The following is a 17910-nucleotide window of genomic DNA, read 5'->3' as shown; positions in this document are numbered from 1 at the left end:
GTTCGCCGCAAAACCTGCCGCTGAGCGCCGCCGCTGCGGCCCTTCGCCGCATTTTCCATGAAGACCGTCGAGGCTGCGGCATCCTGGCTCGCGAAGTGTGCGTGAGGGAGCTTTGCCGTGCCGGTGCGACCGCCATCCTTGAGGGCCATCGCTGCGTTCGAGGCCGCCGCGCGCCATGAGAGCTTCACCAAGGCCGCCGACGAGCTGAACCTGACCCAGAGCGCCATCAGCCACGCCATCCGCTCCCTGGAACTGCGTCTGGGCGTCGACCTGTTCGAGCGCTATGGCCGCACCGTGGCCCTCACCGAGGCAGGCCGCGCGTTCGTGAGCCGCCTGCGCCTGTCGCTCAATCTCATCTCGGAGGCCTTCGAGGCGCCGTCGCGGCCGGGCCGGGCGCGGCTGGTGGTCGCGTCCACCGCCGGCATCGCCGAGCGCGTGCTGTCGGCCCGGCTCTCGGGCTTCATGGCCGCCCAGCCGGACCGCGAGCTGGAGCTGCGCACGGTGACCGGCGTCGGCGAGGTTTCGGCCGGCGAGGCCGACGTGGCGATCCTCTATGGCGCCGGCGCCTGCGCGGGCCTGACCCAGCGCCGCCTGGCCGGCGAGGCGCTGTTTCCGGTGGCCGCCCCGGGGGTCGACCTCCCACGCCGGCCCGAGGACCTGGTCCGCGCGCCGCTGATCGCCCAGCCCGAGCATCCGTGGCGGCTTTGGCTGGAACAGGTGGGCCTGTCCGACCTGCCGGTGCACGCCACGCTCACCGCCGACAGCCCGCTGGCGGCGCTGGAACTGGCCCGCAGCGGCGCGGGGGTCTGCCTGGCCCGGGGCCTGCTGGTGCGCGACGACCTCAAGGCCGGCCGCCTGGTCCGCCTGTTCGAGGCCGAGGCGACCCTGCGCGAAGACTACACGGCCGTCTGGAACCCCGCCTCGCCGCGCGCGGACCTGATCCGCCCGTTCGTCGACTGGCTGGCCGGCGCCCTGGAGCCGCCCGCCCCCGCGCCGACGCTGCACGCCGCCTGATCGCACCCTTAGATGACCCTTACCTCCCGCCGCTTCGCGGAGGAGGTAAAGCCCGCAACCGACCCGTCTCCGACCTTCAGGAGGTCCCCTCTGGGCGCGACTCGCGAACGTCCGCTACGCGGCGTGGTCGCGACACCGGAGATCGACCCTCCTCAGACATTCCCCGAGCCAGATGGGATTGTCGAAATCTTCCAGTCACCTCAATTGATACAGCGCGACCTCGTATGGTTCCGCCAGAACAAGGTGCCTTCCACCCTCAGAAAGTGAGGCCACGAACCAATCGCCAGACAATGTGCGGAACTCTAACACTTCCTTCTGGCCTGCGATTTCGCAATTCACGCTGACGAAGTCCTTCGTGGGATCAAGGTTGTAGGAGACGATTGTCGATCCTACCCGCAAGACGGGCTCGTTCGCCGACAAGCCGTCGAAGACGAGACCTAGGAAATCGGCGTTGTTCTCAACGAACCTGTAGGGGTGTTCGTCAGTCACCTCGGCGGAGATCGAGCCGTCGAAGGATATCCGCACAACCTCGTCATGGTCGCAGACATAGAAGGTCCCGTTTCGAGGGATCGTGAAGCCAATGAAGCGCTCCATGCGCTGTAACGCAGGCCTGAGATTTAACTTTTCCATGCGGGGAGCTTAGCCGTGCGAGGTCCCCTTTCCACCCCTCGCTGAAGTTCACGAGGTCCGGTTCTTGGCGGGATGTTTAGACCGGAGCATCGCGACCAGCCGGACGGCTGCGGGGTTCCGCTAAGATTGTCGCTCGCCAACACGAAGAAAGGGGCCCCCGCTTGCGCGGGAGCCCCTGACGGCACGGCCTCTCTGGTGAGAGCGAGCGCTAGAACTTCGCGGTCACGCCCACGAACATCCGGCGACCCAGCAGGTCGTAGGTGGGGTAGGAGTTGGGCGAGCCGGTCTGGGAGATCCGGTTGTTCACCAGCGGCGGATCCTGGTCGAGGATGTTGTTGATGCCGCCGCGCACCGCGAACATGTCGTTGATCACCCACTGCGCCGACAGGTCCAGATAGCTGCGCTGGGGCAGCTTGTGGTTGAAGGCGTTGCGCGTGCCGCGGCCGATCGTGGGCTCGTTGGTGTCCTGTTCGTAGGTCATGTCGTGGATGTAGCGCCACGTCAGCGAGGTGGTGACGTCCCACGGCGTGGCCCAGGTCACCCGCATCGTGTGACGCCAGCGCGGGTTCAGCGTCTGGCATTGCGCGCCGAACAGGCCGGCGCAGTCATAGGCGGCGACGCCCGGAAGTGGCGTGACCGTGGCCTTGAGCAGGTACGAACCGGTTAGGCTCACCGAGACGCTGCCCCAGTCCTCCAGGCCCCAGTCCTCGATCGGCAGGACGTAGTTCGCCTGCAGGTCGACGCCCGACGTCACGCCGGCGCCGATGTTGGTGTTGGTCCCGTTGATGTAGCCGCCGGCGCCCGCGGTGGTGCCGAACAGGATGCCGTTCTGGGCGCGGACCACCTGCGAGCAGAAGGTCGGGTCGCCGGTGTTCAGGCAGCGGGTCAGGATCACGCCCAGCGGGATGGCCCCGACGATGTCCTTCAGGTCGACGCGGAAGTAGTCGACGCTGGCGGTGAAGCCGCGGATGAACGCCGGGCGGGCCGTGGCGCCGATGGTGAAGGTCTTCGCCGTCTCGGGGCCGAGGTTGGTGTTGCCGCCGTTCAGCACCGCGCACTGGCCGGACGGGCACTGCGGGATGTTGCGGTACTGGGCCGCCGTGACGCCGGTGTTCTGGCAGGCGGCCAGCGAGGCGGGGGCCACGGCGCCGGCGGCGCAGGGGTCTTCCGACACCTGGCTGGTGTTGGTCACCGCCTGCGGCGTGTAGAGCTCGAGGATCGACGGGGCCCGGATGGCCTTGTTGTACGAGCCGCGGAACTTGAAGTCCGGGGTCGGCGCCCACGACAGGCCGATCTTCCAGGTCTCGGCGTTGATGCCCGTCGAGTAGTCGGAGTACCGGAAGCCCAGCTCGGCCGTGATGTCGTCGGCGAAAGGCCTGTCCTGCACCAGCGGCACGCGGGCTTCGGCAAAGCCCTCGTTCACCCGCAGGCTGTTGTCGATCGGGGTGGACGCTCCGCCGGACCCCGACAGGTCGCCCGACAGCCGGGCCGCGTCGGGCTGGTACTCCAGGTGGTCGCGGCGATTGTGGAAGCCGAACGCCACGCCCACTCCGTCGGTGGCCCAGGGCGACTTCACGCCATAGTCGCCGAGGTCGCCGGTGATCGTGCCTTCGACGATCCGCTCGGCGATTGAGCCCCGCGACGTCCCCTCGATATCCAGGTAGGCCAGCGCCGCGGCCGAGACCTGGCCGTCCTGGAAGATGTTGTAGGGCACGCAGCCGCCGCCCGAGATGCACTGCGGCCCCGTCGGCGTCTGCACGACCTGCAGCGCATTCTGCAGCCGGGAGATCGACAGGTAGTTCTGCGCGGCGTTGTTCAGCTCGGTGTAGTAGTACGAGCCATAGAGGTCGTACTTCCACGATCCCGCGATCTCGCCGCGGCCGCCGAACACGGCGCGGTAGTTGGTGTGGTTGTAGGCCTGGTTGCGGCCCCCGCCTTCGATGTTCCGCCGCCCGATCAGCAGGTCCTTGCTGGCGCCCGAGGCGATGTCGGCCGCCGAACAGCCGATCACGCCGCGCTGCTGGGCGCTGAGGAAGGGGTTGTTGCAGTTGACCAGGAAGCCGCCGTTGGGCGAGGCGCCCGAGCCCTGGAACAGGCCGGTGGGCGCGATCTGCACGTTCGAGCGATCCTGCATGAAGCCGAAGTCGCCGTAGAACTCGAGGTGCTTGTTCACCTCGTAGCGGGCCAGGAAGCCGGCCGTGTACCGGGTGCCCTGGTGGATCAGGTAGGCGTAGTCGTTCGAGTTGAAGAAGGGCGGCGGCGTGGTGTTGGCCGTGCCGCTCCAGGGGGCGAACGTGTTGCCGACCACCGCGACCTGCGTCGGCGCGCCCGGCAGGTTGAAGCCGCCGCCAGCGGCCAGCACGAACTGGTTCGAGTTGGTCGAGCCGGCGCAGCTGACCGTGCCGTTCGCGTTCAGCACCACCTGGCAGGCCGAGTAGTCGCGCTTGGACTGCGTGACCGGCTTCTGGTCGTGATAGGTGAAGTAGCCGGTGACGTTGCCGCGGCCTTCCTCGAAGTTCGCGCCCATGATGATCGAGATGTCCTTGGACTCACCGTCCCAGACGTTCTTCTTGGGCGGCGTCACGCGGCGGGCCGGCAGCAGGCCCTGGACGAACTCGTTGTGCTGTTCGTGCTGGTAGACGCCCCACTGGGCGTCGATCTCAACGCCTTCGAAGTCGCGCTTCATGATGAAGTTGACCACGCCGGCCACGGCGTCCGAGCCGTAGGTCGCCGACGCGCCGCCGGTCAGCACGTCGACCCGCTGGATCAGCTGCGACGGGATCTGGTTCAGGTCGGGCGAGGGATTGGGGTTGCCGGTATCGGGGTCGCCGATGCCGAGGCGGCGACCGTCCACCAGCACCAGGGTGCGCTGCTGGCCCAGGCCGCGGAGGTCGACCGTCGCCGTGCCGCCCGGGTTGGAGAGCGGGTTGGAGGTCGTCGAGAAGCCGGTCTGGCCGTTCTGGCTCACCTGCGGCAGCTGGTTCAGGATGTCGGCGGTCACCGGGCGGCCGCCCAGCACCACTTCCTGCGCGCCCACCACCTGCACCGGGCTCACGCTTTCCAGGTTGGGCGAGGGAATGCGGGTGCCGGTGACGACCACCTCGGCCACTTCGTCGTCGGCCGTCTGGGCGACGGCGGGGCCGGCCAGCCCGACAAGGGCCGCGCCACAGATCATCGACGACGCCAGAAGGCGCGTCCGCGTATGCTTGGTGTTCAAGGTCTAAGTCCTCCAACGGCCCGCGACGCGCGCGTCGCAGGGGCCGATCCCCACAATGAAAAGCCGGCCCACGCGCCGCCGGGCGAACCGGCCACGCGCCTGAGCGCCGCTGGAGAAAAACTATTGTCGCGTGCAGTGCGTCTTTACTGAATTTGTCTTGTGACAATCATGAACATATCTCATGAAGCGCCCCTTCCTGGGAAGGCTCCCAGCGCCGTGGTCAGCACATTATTGCAATAAATACATTCGCTTATTAGACAACTCGGCAAGGCTCTCGGGCAACGCCCGATGCGCCGAGATCAATCCGGGGGAAAGTCGTTCGCGGAATAATGTTGCAAAAAGAAGACATCCGTCGACATGCGTCACAATTGTCGCCGCACTCTGATACATGAACACGCTTCATGTGAAGTATGACAAGAAGTCGTCACGAATAATCGGCGCGCATATGTAAGATCAGGCCTGCGTCATGGCCGCTTCAGGCCGACGGCGCTCAGCGAGGATCGCCATGACCGCCGTCGCCTTCGAATTCGCCGCCGGAACCGCCCCCTCCCGGCCGGGTCAAGCGCCCGGATCGCCCCGCGTGCTCTGGATCGACTCCGACTCAGGCGCCATCGAGCCGGGCATAGACATGCTGCGCCGCCACGGCTTCCAGGTGGCCCGCGCCGACACCGCCGCCGAGGCCCAGCCGATGCTGGACGCGGCCGCCGCCGACCTGGTGATCCTGGAGACCGCGCTGTCGGACGCCGACGGCCTGGCCCTCTGCCGCCGGCTCTCCGAAGCCGACGCCGCCCCCGTGCTGGTCGTGGCCCGCGCCGCCGATACGCTGGACCGCGTCGCGGGCCTGGAGTTCGGCGCCGACGACGTTCTGCCCAAGACGATCCATCCGCTGGAGCTGCTGGCGCGGGTGCGCGCGCTGCTCCGCCGGGCGGCCCGTCACACGCGGCAGGCCGCAGCGGCCGCGCTCGCGACCTGGCGGTTCGACGCCGAGCTCGGCTACGTGACATCGCCCTCGGGCCGCACGGTCCGGCTCAGCCCCGCCGACGCCGCCTTGCTGCGCGCGCTGGTCGACCGCCCCGGCGTGGTGCTTCCCCGCGAGGTGCTGGTGGGTCTGCTGCACGGCGGCGTCGGCGTGGCCGGCGGACGCTCGATCGACGCGCGGGTGGCCCGGCTGCGGCGCACCTTGTCGGCCTGCGACGGGGCCGGCGAATTCATCAAGACGCTGCGCGGCGGCGGCTATCTCTTCCAGGCCCAGGTGACCGTCCGCGGCGGGCTCGTCGCGGCATAGCCGGAAGTCACGTCAACCCGTCGCGCGTTGCGATCCAGGACCTCTCGGGGCGCCGATCCAGTGTGCGACCTTTCCGACCAGCTCCCGAGCGTTGATGGGCTTGGCGATGTGGTCGTCCATGCCGGCCTGGCGGCACGCATCGACGTCCGCCGGCTGCACGCTGGCGCTGACGGCCAGGATCGGCGTGTCGCGGTTCAGGTCCGAGCCGCCACGGATCGCTCGCGTCGCCGCGATGCCGTCCAGCCCCGGCATCTGCAGGTCCATCAGCACCAGGTCGAACGTGGTCTGCCGGGCGGCCTCCAGCGCCTCGAGCCCGTCGGCGGCCTCGGTCAGCTGCAGGTCGAAGGGGCCGAGCAGGGCCATGATGAGCTCACGGTTGGCGCGCGCGTCATCGACCACCAGAACCCGCGCGCCCGCGGGGGGCTTGGCCGCCTCGGGCTCGGCCGCCCGCCGGCTGGCGCCCGCCGACTTGGCCGGGACTCGAAACCAGAACTGCGAGCCGCGGCCCTCGACGCTTTCCACCGCGATCTCGCCGCCCATCAGCTCGACCAGTCCGCGCGAGATGGCCAGACCCAGCCCGGCGCCGCCGAAGCGTCGGGCGTTCGAACTGTCGACCTGCGAGAAGCGCTGGAAGAGGCGCGTCGCCGCCTCGGGCGCGATGCCGATGCCGGTATCGCGCACCGAAACCAGAAGCGCGCCCTGCCGCCAGCGCACCTCCAGCGACACCTCGCCCTGATGTGTGAACTTGATGGCGTTGGTCAGGAGGTTGAGCACCACCTGGCGCAGCCGTCCCGCATCCGCCAACACCGCGCTGGGGTGAGGCCCAACGACCTCGCCTGACAGCCTCAAGCCCTTGGCCTCGGCGCTGTCCTGCAAAACGCCGAGCACGTCATCGACGAACGCCCGCAGTTCCAGCGGTTCTGGCCGCAACTCGACCTGGCCGGCTTCGATCTTCGAGAAGTCGAGCACATTGTTGACGATCGACGTCAGCGCCTCGCCGCTACGGGCGATACGGTCGACGTAGGTCAGGGCCTTTTCGGGCAGACCCTGCATCTTGCCCAGCAGACCCGCGAAGCCCACCACCGCGGTCAGCGGCGTGCGAATCTCGTGGCTCATCGTGGCCAGGAACTCGGACTTGGCGATGGCCGCCCCCTGCGCCTCGGCCTCCTTCCGCCGCAGCTCGTCCTCCAGACGTCGCTGCTCGGTGATGTCGCGGAGCACCGTGACCATCGCCACCGGCTCGCCCACCGCATCGCAGATCGCGGCGGGACGTCCTTCCATCCAGACCCAGCCGCCATCGGCGCGGCGGAGCCGGAACTCGTTGTCGCGACCACTCGGCGGCGGCCTGCCGGCGCGGATCGCAGCGAGCACGGCGCCGGTCTGCTCGTCGGGATGGACGAAGTCGTTCGTGCTGCGCCCGATCATCTGTTCGGGGCGATAGCCAAGGGCGGCGACCGAGGGCGAGATGAACTCGATGATTCCCTTCAGGTCGACGCGGGCGATGATGTCGCCGGCGGACTCGGCGAGCTGCCGATAACTCGTCTCGCTCTCGCGCAGCTGATCTTCCACCCGTCGCTGGTCGGTCACGTCGCGCATGATCGAGACCGAACCGAGCATCCGCCCGTCGTCGCCGAGCATCGCGGCCGGATTGCCCTGCAGCCACCGCCACGAGCCGTCGCCGCACCGCAACCGCAGAAGGAGGCTGTCGTCCCGCCGAAGCGGCGGGTCGTCCGGCCCCGCCTTCCCCTCCGCCGACGCCAGCGCCGGGTCGTCGGGGGGCGTCAGCTGCGCCAGGGTCTTGCCGATGAGGTCGTCGGGCCGCAACCCGAGGCGGGCGACCGAAGGCGAGACATACTGCACCACCCCTGCAGGATCGTACTGCAGCAAGATATCGTGGGCGTGCTCCGCCATGAGTCGGTAGCGCGCCTCGCTTTCGCGCAGCCGCTCCAGTTCCTTGCGAACTGGCGACACCCACAGCCGCGGCCACCACCGCATTCGTCGTCCCTCCGGGGCTGAGAAGCACACCCCGCCGTCGCGAGCGCCGACAACATCGCTCACAGAACATGACTCTATGAACACTCGCGCCGAAACGCCAAGCGCCCTATGGCCGCAGGCCGGGCGCAGAGGCGTCGAGAAAACTCACATTGGGGAAGAATGGTGCCGCCTAGGTGACTCGAACACCTGACCTACGCATTACGAATGCGCCGCTCTACCGGCTGAGCTAAGGCGGCTCCTGTCCGGGGACGGCGGCTTTTACGCGAACAGCCTCGATTTGCAAAGCGCCCTGTCTGCCGCAGGGTTCAGGGCGTCACGCCCATCTGATCGCGCCAGAACCGGGCGAGCGCGTCGCGGAAGACCCCCTCGTTCCAGCTCTCCGCCGTCCAGCGCCCGGCCTCGCGCATGAGCGCGGCCTCGACGCCGGCCGCGTCATGGATCTCGACCGCCCGCACGAGGGCGCGCGCCGCCGCCTCGCAGTCGTCTTCCTCCACCCAGAGGCCGTTCAGCGATGTGGTGTATTCCCGCGCGCCGAGCCCGGTGAATCCCGCCACCAGACAGCCGCTTGCCATGCCCTCGAGGATCGAGGTGCACATGCCCTCGAAGCGGGCGAGGCTGAGGAACACGGCGGCGCGCGAGAGCGCGGTGATGGTCTCGGCTTCGGTGCGCCCCTCGATCGCGTCCCACGTCCAGTCGTCGCGATCGCCCGTCAGCCGGCGGAACATGCCGTGGATGGCCGCCATCTCCATCGGCCGCTTGCGCGGCATGCAGGCGATGACGCGGGATTTCTCGGCCGGCTGGAACCGGTTGGCGTCGACGAAGCACGGTATGGCGGCGACGACGTCGTGGTCGAAGAAGCGGGCGATCCAGGCGGCGACGCCGTCACTGCAGGCGATGAAGTCGCGATAGGCGCCGCGCGCGGCCGGCGATAGGCGCGACAGCGCGACGGCGGCGGCGTTGTACGGGTTCTTGCAGTGGATGACCTTGCGGTTGGGCAGCTCCGCACAGGCCGCGAGCACACGTATCGCATCCTCAGGGATCACCAGGATCTCGTCCGCCGCCGGCGGCCAGGTCGAGACCTCGCTCGGCGTCGCATGGTCGAACCACTGCGGGAGAACCTGACCCGGCGGGAGCCGTACGACCGCGTCGTAGCCCAGTTCGACCAGGGCCTGCACGTGTCGGCACGTCGTGCGGTTGCCGCCTGTCTGCGCGGTGGGCGACGGCATGAGGAAAACCAGCTTCGGCACCGTCCCCCCTTTACGCCCGCGGCGCGGTCATCGCCCTAGCAGCCTAGCCCAGCAGCGCCGGCAGCAGCCACGCCACCGCCGCGCCGGCGACGACGCAGATGATGCTGATCGCCATCATGATCCAGAATGAGCGCCCCATCAGCGGTTTGGGCCTATAGCCGTCGTCGTCGGGCTCGCTCATGGCCGGCGATCGATAAGATTGAGGAGCGCCGCCTCCAGCGGGAAGGGCGGGAAGGCCCTGGCCGCCAGCTTCGTCCGCGCCAGAGGCTTCACCACCGCCTTCGACAGACCCAGCGCCCGCAGCTCCGGCGCCGGGTGGGTTTTCAGCAGTTGGGCCAGCACCTGGGCCGCGCGCGGCGAATGCAGCAGGACCGCGTCGCTCCGGGCCAGGGTCTCGGCCTGGGCGGCGCCCAGTTCGACCGGCGCGGTCTCGTAAAGAATGAGCCGGCGCGCCTCGACCCCGTGTTTCTCCAGCGACCCGGCCAGGTCGCCGGCAGGTTCGGCCGCGCCCGGATGCAGCACCGCGCCGCGCAGCTCGCCGCGCCGCGCCGCGATCCCTTCGGCCAGCGCCTCGACGTCGCCGTCGGCCGAGAGAACCGACTTGAACCCGGCCTGTCGCGCCGCCTGGGCGGTGGCCGCGCCGACCGCGAACACCTTGAGGCTGCGTTCGCCGCTGGCGTCGGCGAAGGCGCGCACGCCGTTGGCGCTGGTGAAGGCGAGCGCCGCGACGCCCTGCAGATCGACCGCCACGTCGGACAGCACGCTCACCTGCAGCAGCGGCGCCACGATGGCGTCATGCCCCAGCGCCCGCACCCGCTCGGCGGTGACGTCCGCCCCGGGCTGCGCGCGGGTGATCCAGATCCTCTGCCGACGGGTCGCCATGCGGGATGCTGTTAGCTGAACCGGGGCGATTGGGGGAGCGAAAGTGCGGCTTGGCCTTACGGCTCAGAGCACGATGGCGTCGCCCGCCTCCGCCTTGATCGCCACGCCCAGCGAGACGCCCAGGTCGTGGGCCGCCGCGCGGGGATCCGAAGCCTGCGAAAGCTCGGCCGAGCCCTCCTTCCGGAACCGCTGCTTGCCGTCCGGCGACAGGGCCTCGACGATCAGCTGCATCGACCCGTTCTCGAACCAGGCGTGCGCCCCGATGGGCGTCTTGCACGATCCTTCCAGGGCCGTCAGCGCGCCCCGCTCGGCGGCCACGCACAGGGTCGTAGGCTCGCAGCGCAGGGAGACGACCCAGGGCAGGTCGCGGTCGGCCTCGCGGGTCTCGATGGCCAGCGCGCCCTGGCCGGGCGCCGGCGGGACCGCCTTGGGGTCGATCAGGCTCTTCACTTCGTGGCCGAGGCCCAGGCGGCGCAGGCCGGCATAGGCCAGAAGGATCGCATCGGCCTCGCCCGCCGCCAGCTTCGCCAGCCGGGTGTCGACGTTGCCGCGCAGCATCTGGACGTCCAGGTCGGGGCGGCGGTGCAGCGACTGGGCCTGACGCCGCAGGCTGGCGGTGCCCAGCTTCGCGCCCAGCGGCAGGTCTTCCAGCTGCTCGGCGCCGCGGCTCAGGAAGGCGTCGCGCGGGTCCTCGCGCTCGGGGACGGCGGCGATGCAGAGGCCGTCGGGCAAGAGCGCCGGCATGTCCTTCATCGAGTGGATCGCGCAATCGATGCGGCCCTCGATGAGCGCCTCCTCGATTTCCTTGGTGAAGAGGCCCTTGCCGCCGATCTCCAGCAGGCGGCGATCCTGGATCCGGTCGCCCGTGGTGGTGATGACGATCAGCGGCGCGACACGCTCGACGTCCGCCGGATTCGACGGATCGGCCCCCAGCGCCGCGGCGATGCGGCGCTGCATATGGCCGGCCTGGGCCAGGCTGAGCTTGGAGCCGCGGGCGCCGATACGCACCTGGCCGGGGTTGGCGGGCGGTTGCGAAGGCACGGTGGGCGGTCTACCTCGGGAGCGGAAACGTGAGGCCTGCTACAGGAGCGGGCCGCCCCCGGCAACCGGATGACCATCACTCAAACCGTTCTAGGCCTGGAGACCAGCTGCGACGAGACCGCCGCGGCGGTCGTGCGGCTGCATGCCGACGGCCGCGCCGAGGTGCTGAGTTCGATCGTCGGCAGCCAGATCGCCGCCCATGCGCCGTTCGGCGGCGTGGTCCCGGAAATCGCCGCCCGCGCCCACGTCGAGACGATCGAGGCGATCGCCGAGGCGGCGCTGGAGGAGGCGGTGCTGGGCTACGAGGACCTGACCGGCGTCGCCGCCACCGCGGGGCCCGGGCTGGTGGGCGGGGTCATGGTGGGCCTGAGCTTTGGCAAGGCGGTGGCCCTGGCCCGCGGCCTGCCGCTGGTGGCGGTCAATCACCTGGAGGGCCACGCCGTGTCGGCCCGCCTGGGCGCGGAGCTGGCCTATCCCTTCCTTCTGCTTCTGGTGTCGGGCGGGCACTGCCAGCTGCTGAGCGTCGAGGGCATCGGCGCCTGCACACGACTGGGCTCGACCATCGACGACGCCGCGGGCGAAGCCTTCGACAAGATCGCCAAGGCGATGGGCCTGCCCTATCCCGGCGGCCCGGCCCTGGAAAAACTGGCCCAGGGCGGCGACGCGACGGCCTATGAGCTGCCACGGATGCTGCTGGGCCGGAAGGACTGCGACTTCTCGTTCTCGGGCCTGAAGACCGCCGCCGCCCGGCTGGCCGAAGGCGTCACCACCGACGATCAGCGCCGCAACCTGGCCGCCGCCGTCCAGGCCGCCATCGCCGGGCAACTGGCCGAGAAGTCGGACCGCGCGATGAAGGCCTACGCGCAGGCGCATCCCGGCCGGGGCCTGCGCTTCGTCGTCGCGGGCGGGGTGGCGGCCAACCGCGCGGTCCGCGACCGGCTGGAGGCGACGGCGACGAAGCACGGCTTCAGCTTCGCGGCCCCGCCCCTGGCCTATTGCACCGACAACGCCGCCATGATCGCGCTGGCTGGGGCCGAGCGATTGGCGGCCGGGATCTCCGATCCGCTGGACGCCGTGGCGCGGCCGCGCTGGCCGCTGGACGCCGCGGCGGCGGCGGCGGCCCCCACTCACAAGGCCGGCCGCAAGGGCGCGAAGGCATGAGTAAGGCAGGCATCATCGGCGGCGGCGCTTGGGGCACGGCCCTGGCCCAGGTCTGCGCGCGGGCCGGACGCCAGGTGACGCTGTGGGCGCGCGAGCCCGACGTGGTCGAGGCGATCAACACCACCCACGAGAACGCCATCTTCCTGAAGGGCGTGCCGCTGGATCCGCTGATCCGCGCCACGGGCAATCTCGGCGACCTTGCCGAGAGCGACCTGGTCCTGGCCGTCGCGCCCGCGCAGCACACCCGCGCCGCGCTGGCCGCCTTCGCCCCCCACGCCCGCGACGGCGTCCCGATCCTCCTGTGCTCCAAGGGCGTCGAGCAGGGCTCGCTGAAGCTGATGACCCAGGTGCTGGCCGAGACCGTGCCGCAGGCGGCGCCCGCCGTGCTGTCGGGCCCCAGCTTCGCCGGCGAGGTGGCCCGCGGCCTGCCCACCGCGGTCACCCTGGCCTGCCCCGACCCCGGCTGCGCCGAGAGCCTGGCCGAGGCGATCGCCACGCCGACGTTCCGGCCCTACTTCGCCACCGACATGATCGGCGCCGAGGCCGGCGGGGCGGTGAAGAATGTCCTGGCCATCGCCTGCGGCATCGTCGAGGGCCGCGGCCTGGGCCGTTCGGCGCACGCGGCGCTGATCACCCGCGGCTTCGCCGAGCTGACCCGGCTGGCCATCGCCCTGGGCGGCGAGGCCGAGACCGTCGCCGGGCTCTGTGGGCTGGGCGACCTGGTGCTCACCTGCTCCAGCCCCCAGTCGCGCAACATGAGCGTGGGCCTGGCGCTGGGCCAGGGCCAGACGCTGGACCAGGCGTTGGCCGGCAAGCTCTCGGTGGCCGAGGGCGTGGCCTCCGCGCCCGCCGTGCGCGAACTCGCCGCCAGCCTGGGCGTCGAGACCCCCATCTGCGAGGCCGTGGCCGCCATCCTGGCCGGTCAGGTCGGCGTCGACGACGCCATCCGAGGCCTGCTCTCCCGACCCCTGCGTGAGGAATAAAGATGCCGCTCTTCGTCCTGTTCTGCGTCGACAAGCCGAACGCGCTGGAGGTCCGGATGGGCGCGCGTCAGGCCCACCTGGCCTATGCCGGCGGCTTCGGCGGCAAGATGAAGCTGGGCGGCCCGCTGCTGGACGCCAAGGGCGACATGGCCGGATCGCTGATCGTCATGGAGTGCGACGACATCGAGGAGGCCAAGGCCTTCAACGCCGAGGATCCCTACACCAAGGCGGGCCTTTGGGAGCGCGTGGACATCAAGCCGTTCAAGGCCTCGATTGGCAGTCTCTGAACCCGACAACCCGGCCCGCCCGGCGCCGGGCGTTCGGCTTTGCGCCCTGGCCGAGATCGAGGATCCCGGCGGCAAAAGCTTCCGCTTCCGGGAAGGGAGCCGGATGTTCGCAGGCTTCGTCCTGCGTCGCGGCGAGACGGCGACCGGATTCGTCGATTCCTGCCCCCATGCCGGCTGGCCTCTGGCCCCGCTCGACGACCGCTACCTGACGCGCGACAAGGCCCACATCCTCTGCGCGGGCCACGGGGCGCTGTTCGACCTGGAGGGGCTGTGCCTCGCCGGCCCATGCCATGGCGAGCGCATCGCGGCGTGGCCGGTCGAGGTGCGCGACGGCGAGGTGTTTACGGCTTAGCTTCGCGCCCGAAGGCGGCGACATCCTCCAGCAGCGCCGCCGCCGCGGTCTTCACCAGTTCGCCGCCCTTCTCGGGCGTGGCCAGGCCCGGGTCCGAGCCCATGCGGCCGTCGGCGTAGCGGGCGCGGAAGTCGTGGGCCTCGCGGATGGGGCCGGTCGGCGCGATCTGGGGCGCGTAGTTGGCCGACTTGATGCTGTCGGGATAGCCCCACTGGGTCACCGCGATCTCGGACGGGGTGGCGTGGCTGCCGTGGCCCACGGGGAACTGGCGGTTGGCCAGCGCGGTGACGCCCGAAAGGTCCCACCAGTTCTTCAGTTTGCAGGCGAAGCCGCGGTTGCGGCCCGCGTAGCTGGCCTCGGCGTAGAGTTCCGAGAAAGCGGCCTCGATCGTGGCGACGTTCCCGCCGTGGCCGTTCAGGAAGTACAGCTTCTCGAAGCCCGCATGGCTCAGGCTGCGGCACCAGTCGCCGATGGCCAGCATGAAGGTGGACGGGCGCAGCGCGATGGTGCCCGGGAAGTCCAGGTGATGCTGCGCCATGCCGATGTTGAACGTCGGCGCCACGATGATGTCGCCGGTCTTCTCCGCCTCGTGGGCGATGATCTCCGGACAGAGCCAGTCGGTGCCCAGCAGCCCCGTGGGGCCGTGCTGCTCGTTCGACCCGATGGGAATGACCACCGTCTTGGACCGCTTCAGGAAGCCTTCGACCTCGGGCCAGGTGGAAAGGTGCAGCAGCATCCGGGCAGCGTCCTCAAGAGCTTGGGGGGTATCGCCAGCGACAGTATTCGAAACTCTGCGGACCGTCAGGGGTGTGGACTCAAACCCCGGCGACGTGGACCGTCGGGTCCATGGCGCGCATGCCGACCAGGCGCCAGTGGTCCTTGCGCTTGGCGAAGGTGAGCACGCAGTCCTGGCCGTCGGCGTCCTTCAGGCAGGCGCGCTGGCCGTCGACCTTGCGCATCAGGGGCGCCACCTGCTTGGGCGAGGGCGCGGCGGTCAGCGCAGCGCCCGAGCGGTCGACCACGCGCACGGCGGCGGGGCTGATCATGCGGTCCAGGGCGAACTCGGACGGGCCGCCCTCCACGTCCAGCGCGGCGGCCTTGGCCAGCTGGGTCACCTGGCGGCGGACATCCTCGCGGACGGCGGCGCGGTCGATCTGGGCCTCGAAGGCCTGTTTGTCGCCGCTGAGCGCCGCAGCCAACAAGCGGGCGGCGCTGTCGATCGCGCCCTTCGGCGCAGCCGCGCCGCAGCCGTTGAGGCCGATGGCGGCGACCAGGAGGACGGGGACGACTCGCAACATGCCGGGAACCTGTTCCGCTCGGTGAGTCGCATCAAGCGCGCATGTCGGCGCAGCGCGCCAGCTTTCAATAGAAGGGCCGACTCTTCCCTTGCGACAGGCGGGGCGCGTGTTGCGCGCGCTCCGCTCAACGCCTACTGCGTCAGGGAAATCCATCGGGAGGTGATTGGTGTCCGACGGCGAGGTTTTCCCGGTTCCCGACGAGTGGGCCAAGACGGCGCACATGAACGCCGAGGCCTATGCGGCGGCGGTGCAGCGGGTCGAGAGCGACCCCGAGGGCTATTGGCGCGAGCTGGGCCAGCGGCTGACCTGGATCAAGCCCTTCACCCAGGTGAAGGACGTGTCGTTCGACAAGGCCGATTTCCACATCAACTGGTTCGCCGACGGCGTCCTGAACGTCAGCGCCAACTGCCTGGACCGTCATCTCGCCGAGCGCGGCGACCAGGTGGCGCTCATCTGGGAGAGCGACGACGGCAAGACCAGTGACGCCCTGACCTACGCCCAGCTCCACGCCGACGTCTGCCGCTGGGCCAATGTGCTCAAGGCCAAGGGCGTCCAGAAGGGCGACCGGGTCACCATCTACCTGCCGATGATCCCGGCGGCGGCGGCCTCGATGCTGGCCTGCTCGCGCATCGGCGCCATCCACTCGGTGGTGTTCGGCGGCTTCTCGCCCGACAGCATCGCCGGACGGATCCAGGATTGCGATTCCAAGGTGGTGATCACCGCCGACGAGGGGCTGCGCGGCGGCAAGATCGTGCCGCTGAAGCTGAACGTCGACGAGGCGCTGAAGTCGTGCCCCGGGGTGTCGAACGTCATCGTGGTGAAGCGCACCGGCGGGAACGTGCCGATGACGGCCGGCCGCGACGAGTACTTCTCGGACCTGAAGCAGACCGTGTCGGCCGAATGCCCGGCCGAGCCGATGGGCGCCGAGGACCCGCTGTTCATCCTCTACACGTCGGGCTCGACAGGGAAGCCCAAGGGCGTGCTGCACACCACGGGCGGCTATCTGGCCTGGGCCAGCTGGACCCACGAGATCATCTTCGACTACCGCCCGGGCGAGGTGTTCTGGTGCACGGCCGACGTGGGCTGGGTCACGGGCCACAGCTATGTGGTCTATGGCCCGCTGGCCAACGGCGCGACCAGCCTGATGTTCGAGGGTGTGCCCAACTATCCGAGCCACTCGCGGTTCTGGGAGGTCTGCGACAAGCACAAGGTCGAGATCTTCTACACCGCGCCCACGGCGCTCCGGGCCCTGATGCGCGAGGGCGACGGCCCCGTGCTGAAGACCAGCCGCAAGTCGATCCGCCTGCTGGGCACCGTGGGCGAGCCGATCAATCCCGAGGCCTGGCTCTGGTATCACCGCGTGGTCGGCGAGGGCCGCTGCCCGATCATCGACACCTGGTGGCAGACCGAGACCGGCGCCTGCCTGATGACGCCGCTGCCCGGCGCGCATGCGCTGAAGCCCGGCTCGTGCGCCCTGCCGCTGCCGGGCGTGAAGCCGCAGCTGGTGGACGCCGAGGGCCTGGTGCTGGACGGCGCCATCAACGGCAACCTCTGCCTGACCGACAGCTGGCCTGGCCAGATGCGCACGGTCTATGGCGACCACCAGCGCTTCATCGACACCTACTTCACCACCTATCCCGGCAAGTACTTCACCGGCGACGGCGCCCGGCGCGACGCCGACGGCTACTACTGGATCACCGGCCGGGTGGACGACGTGATCAACGTGTCCGGCCACCGCCTGGGCACCGCCGAGATCGAGAGCGCGCTGGTGGGTCACACCGCCGTGGCCGAGGCCGCCGTCGTGGGCTACCCGCACGACATCAAGGGCCAGGGCATCTACTGCTACGTCACGCTCAAAATCGGGATCGAGCCCACCGAGGCCTTGCAGGCCGATCTGCGCGGCTGGGTGCGGCGCGAGATCGGGCCGTTCGCGGCGCCCGACGTCATCCAGTTCGCCCCCGGCCTGCCCAAGACCCGGTCGGGCAAGATCATGCGCCGCATCCTGCGCAAGATCGCCGAGGACGACCTCACGAACCTGGGCGACACTTCCACCCTGGCCGAGCCCGCCGTGGTCGACGACCTGGTGAAGAACCGCGCGGGCCGCGGCGACGACGAGGCGCACATCGGCGGCAAGGTGGTCTCGTGCCTGCAGCTGGAAGGCGCGCTGGCCGACCACAACGCGGTCTCGGAAGGCGTCATCGTGGCGATCGATGCGCCCGACGGCCGCGGCGAGGCGCTCTGGGCCTTCGTCACCCCCGACCCCGCGATCCTGGCCTCGGACGTGCTGGCCGCCGACATCAAGGGCTTCATGCGCCGCGAAGTGGGCGACCATGCCGCGCCGTCGATGGTGATCTTCGGACCCCTGCCCAAGACCCCGGCCGGCGAAGTGCTGCGCCCGGTCCTGCGGCGCATCGCCGAGACCGGAGAGCCCGGCGACACGACCGGCCTCGAGGATCCCGCAGTTCCGGCGGCGCTGGTGCAGCGGCGGGCCGAAGCGCTCTCTTGAGCGCGGAAGGAA

16 protein-coding genes, 1 tRNA gene and 1 pseudogene are annotated in these 17910 nt (G+C 69.9%); 8 read left to right on the top strand and 10 right to left on the bottom strand.

Annotation, left to right across the window (positions count from 1 at the left end):
- The first annotated feature begins 138 nt into the window (after nt 1–138).
- On the top strand, nt 139–1014 hold the full coding sequence (locus ACQ66R_RS13675; protein WP_430422818.1) for a LysR substrate-binding domain-containing protein: 876 nt from the start codon (nt 139–141) through the stop codon (nt 1012–1014).
- Nucleotides 1015–1209: 195 nt separating this feature from the next.
- Here the strand turns inward: ACQ66R_RS13675 and ACQ66R_RS13670 are convergent, their stop codons facing one another.
- Together ACQ66R_RS13670 and ACQ66R_RS13665 are read right to left on the bottom strand one after the other, a co-directional pair.
- Nucleotides 1210–1608: a hypothetical protein gene (locus ACQ66R_RS13670; protein WP_430422816.1), complete on the bottom strand. Its 399-nt coding sequence runs from the start codon at nt 1606–1608 to the stop codon at nt 1210–1212.
- Nucleotides 1609–1852: 244 nt separating this feature from the next.
- A complete protein-coding gene (locus tag ACQ66R_RS13665; RefSeq protein WP_430422814.1) occupies nt 1853–4861 on the bottom strand; it encodes a TonB-dependent receptor plug domain-containing protein in 3009 nt (1002 codons plus the stop codon).
- Nucleotides 4862–5366: 505 nt separating this feature from the next.
- Between ACQ66R_RS13665 and ACQ66R_RS13660 the strand changes: the two genes are divergently transcribed.
- The gene (locus tag ACQ66R_RS13660; RefSeq protein ID WP_430422812.1) at nt 5367–6146 is read left to right on the top strand and encodes a response regulator transcription factor; all 780 of its coding nucleotides are present in this window, start codon (nt 5367–5369) and stop codon (nt 6144–6146) included.
- 12 nt (nt 6147–6158) lie between these two features.
- Here ACQ66R_RS13660 and ACQ66R_RS13655 read toward each other — a convergent pair whose 3' ends face one another.
- The 6 genes from ACQ66R_RS13655 to hemC form a co-directional block, all read right to left on the bottom strand.
- Entirely contained in the window at nt 6159–8141 is a 1983-nt protein-coding gene (locus ACQ66R_RS13655) for a PAS domain S-box protein (RefSeq protein ID WP_430422810.1), read from the bottom strand.
- Between the two features lie 160 nt (nt 8142–8301).
- Nucleotides 8302–8377: transfer RNA gene (locus ACQ66R_RS13650), tRNA-Thr, on the bottom strand.
- A gap of 69 nt (nt 8378–8446) precedes the next feature.
- Nucleotides 8447–9388: a glycosyltransferase gene (locus ACQ66R_RS13645; protein WP_430422808.1), complete on the bottom strand. Its 942-nt coding sequence runs from the start codon at nt 9386–9388 to the stop codon at nt 8447–8449.
- A gap of 43 nt (nt 9389–9431) precedes the next feature.
- Nucleotides 9432–9569, bottom strand: coding sequence for a hypothetical protein (locus ACQ66R_RS13640; protein WP_430422806.1), 138 nt, complete (start codon nt 9567–9569; stop codon nt 9432–9434).
- A complete protein-coding gene (locus tag ACQ66R_RS13635; RefSeq protein WP_430422804.1) occupies nt 9566–10270 on the bottom strand; it encodes a uroporphyrinogen-III synthase in 705 nt (234 codons plus the stop codon). Before ACQ66R_RS13635 ends, ACQ66R_RS13640 begins: the two co-directional genes overlap by 4 nt.
- A gap of 63 nt (nt 10271–10333) precedes the next feature.
- Entirely contained in the window at nt 10334–11311 is a 978-nt protein-coding gene (hemC, locus tag ACQ66R_RS13630) for a hydroxymethylbilane synthase (protein WP_430422802.1), read from the bottom strand.
- 69 nt (nt 11312–11380) lie between these two features.
- Between hemC and tsaD the strand changes: the two genes are divergently transcribed.
- The 4 genes from tsaD to ACQ66R_RS13610 are packed head-to-tail and all read left to right on the top strand — an operon-like array spanning nt 11381 to nt 14094.
- Complete coding sequence (gene tsaD, locus ACQ66R_RS13625; protein ID WP_430422800.1) at nt 11381–12472, top strand: tRNA (adenosine(37)-N6)-threonylcarbamoyltransferase complex transferase subunit TsaD; 1092 nt, start codon at nt 11381–11383, stop codon at nt 12470–12472.
- Entirely contained in the window at nt 12469–13455 is a 987-nt protein-coding gene (locus ACQ66R_RS13620; protein ID WP_430422798.1) for an NAD(P)H-dependent glycerol-3-phosphate dehydrogenase, read from the top strand. The genes tsaD and ACQ66R_RS13620 overlap by 4 nt, the downstream gene beginning before the upstream one ends.
- A 2-nt stretch (nt 13456–13457) precedes the next feature.
- The gene (locus tag ACQ66R_RS13615) at nt 13458–13742 is read left to right on the top strand and encodes a YciI family protein (RefSeq protein WP_430422796.1); all 285 of its coding nucleotides are present in this window, start codon (nt 13458–13460) and stop codon (nt 13740–13742) included.
- Complete coding sequence (locus ACQ66R_RS13610) at nt 13729–14094, top strand: Rieske (2Fe-2S) protein (protein ID WP_430422794.1); 366 nt, start codon at nt 13729–13731, stop codon at nt 14092–14094. The genes ACQ66R_RS13615 and ACQ66R_RS13610 overlap by 14 nt, the downstream gene beginning before the upstream one ends.
- Here the strand turns inward: ACQ66R_RS13610 and ACQ66R_RS13605 are convergent.
- Nucleotides 14084–14830, bottom strand: coding sequence for a creatininase family protein (locus tag ACQ66R_RS13605; RefSeq protein ID WP_430422792.1), 747 nt, complete (start codon nt 14828–14830; stop codon nt 14084–14086). The genes ACQ66R_RS13610 and ACQ66R_RS13605 overlap by 11 nt on opposite strands.
- A gap of 79 nt (nt 14831–14909) precedes the next feature.
- Complete coding sequence (locus tag ACQ66R_RS13600; protein ID WP_430422790.1) at nt 14910–15392, bottom strand: hypothetical protein; 483 nt, start codon at nt 15390–15392, stop codon at nt 14910–14912.
- Between the two features lie 163 nt (nt 15393–15555).
- On the opposite strand from ACQ66R_RS13600, the pseudogene acs reads away from it, so the two are divergent.
- Nucleotides 15556–17493, top strand: a pseudogene (gene acs / locus ACQ66R_RS13595) (acetate--CoA ligase); the annotation flags it as partial.
- Entirely contained in the window at nt 17476–17898 is a 423-nt protein-coding gene (locus tag ACQ66R_RS13590) for an AMP-binding enzyme (protein WP_430426299.1), read from the top strand. The pseudogene acs and the gene ACQ66R_RS13590, both read left to right, overlap by 18 nt.
- The last annotated feature ends 12 nt before the right edge of the window (nt 17899–17910 follow it).

Source organism: Phenylobacterium sp., from assembly GCF_965284355.1.
Classification (GTDB): Bacteria; Pseudomonadota; Alphaproteobacteria; order Caulobacterales; family Caulobacteraceae; genus Phenylobacterium.
This window is presented reverse-complemented; position numbering and strand designations above follow the sequence as displayed.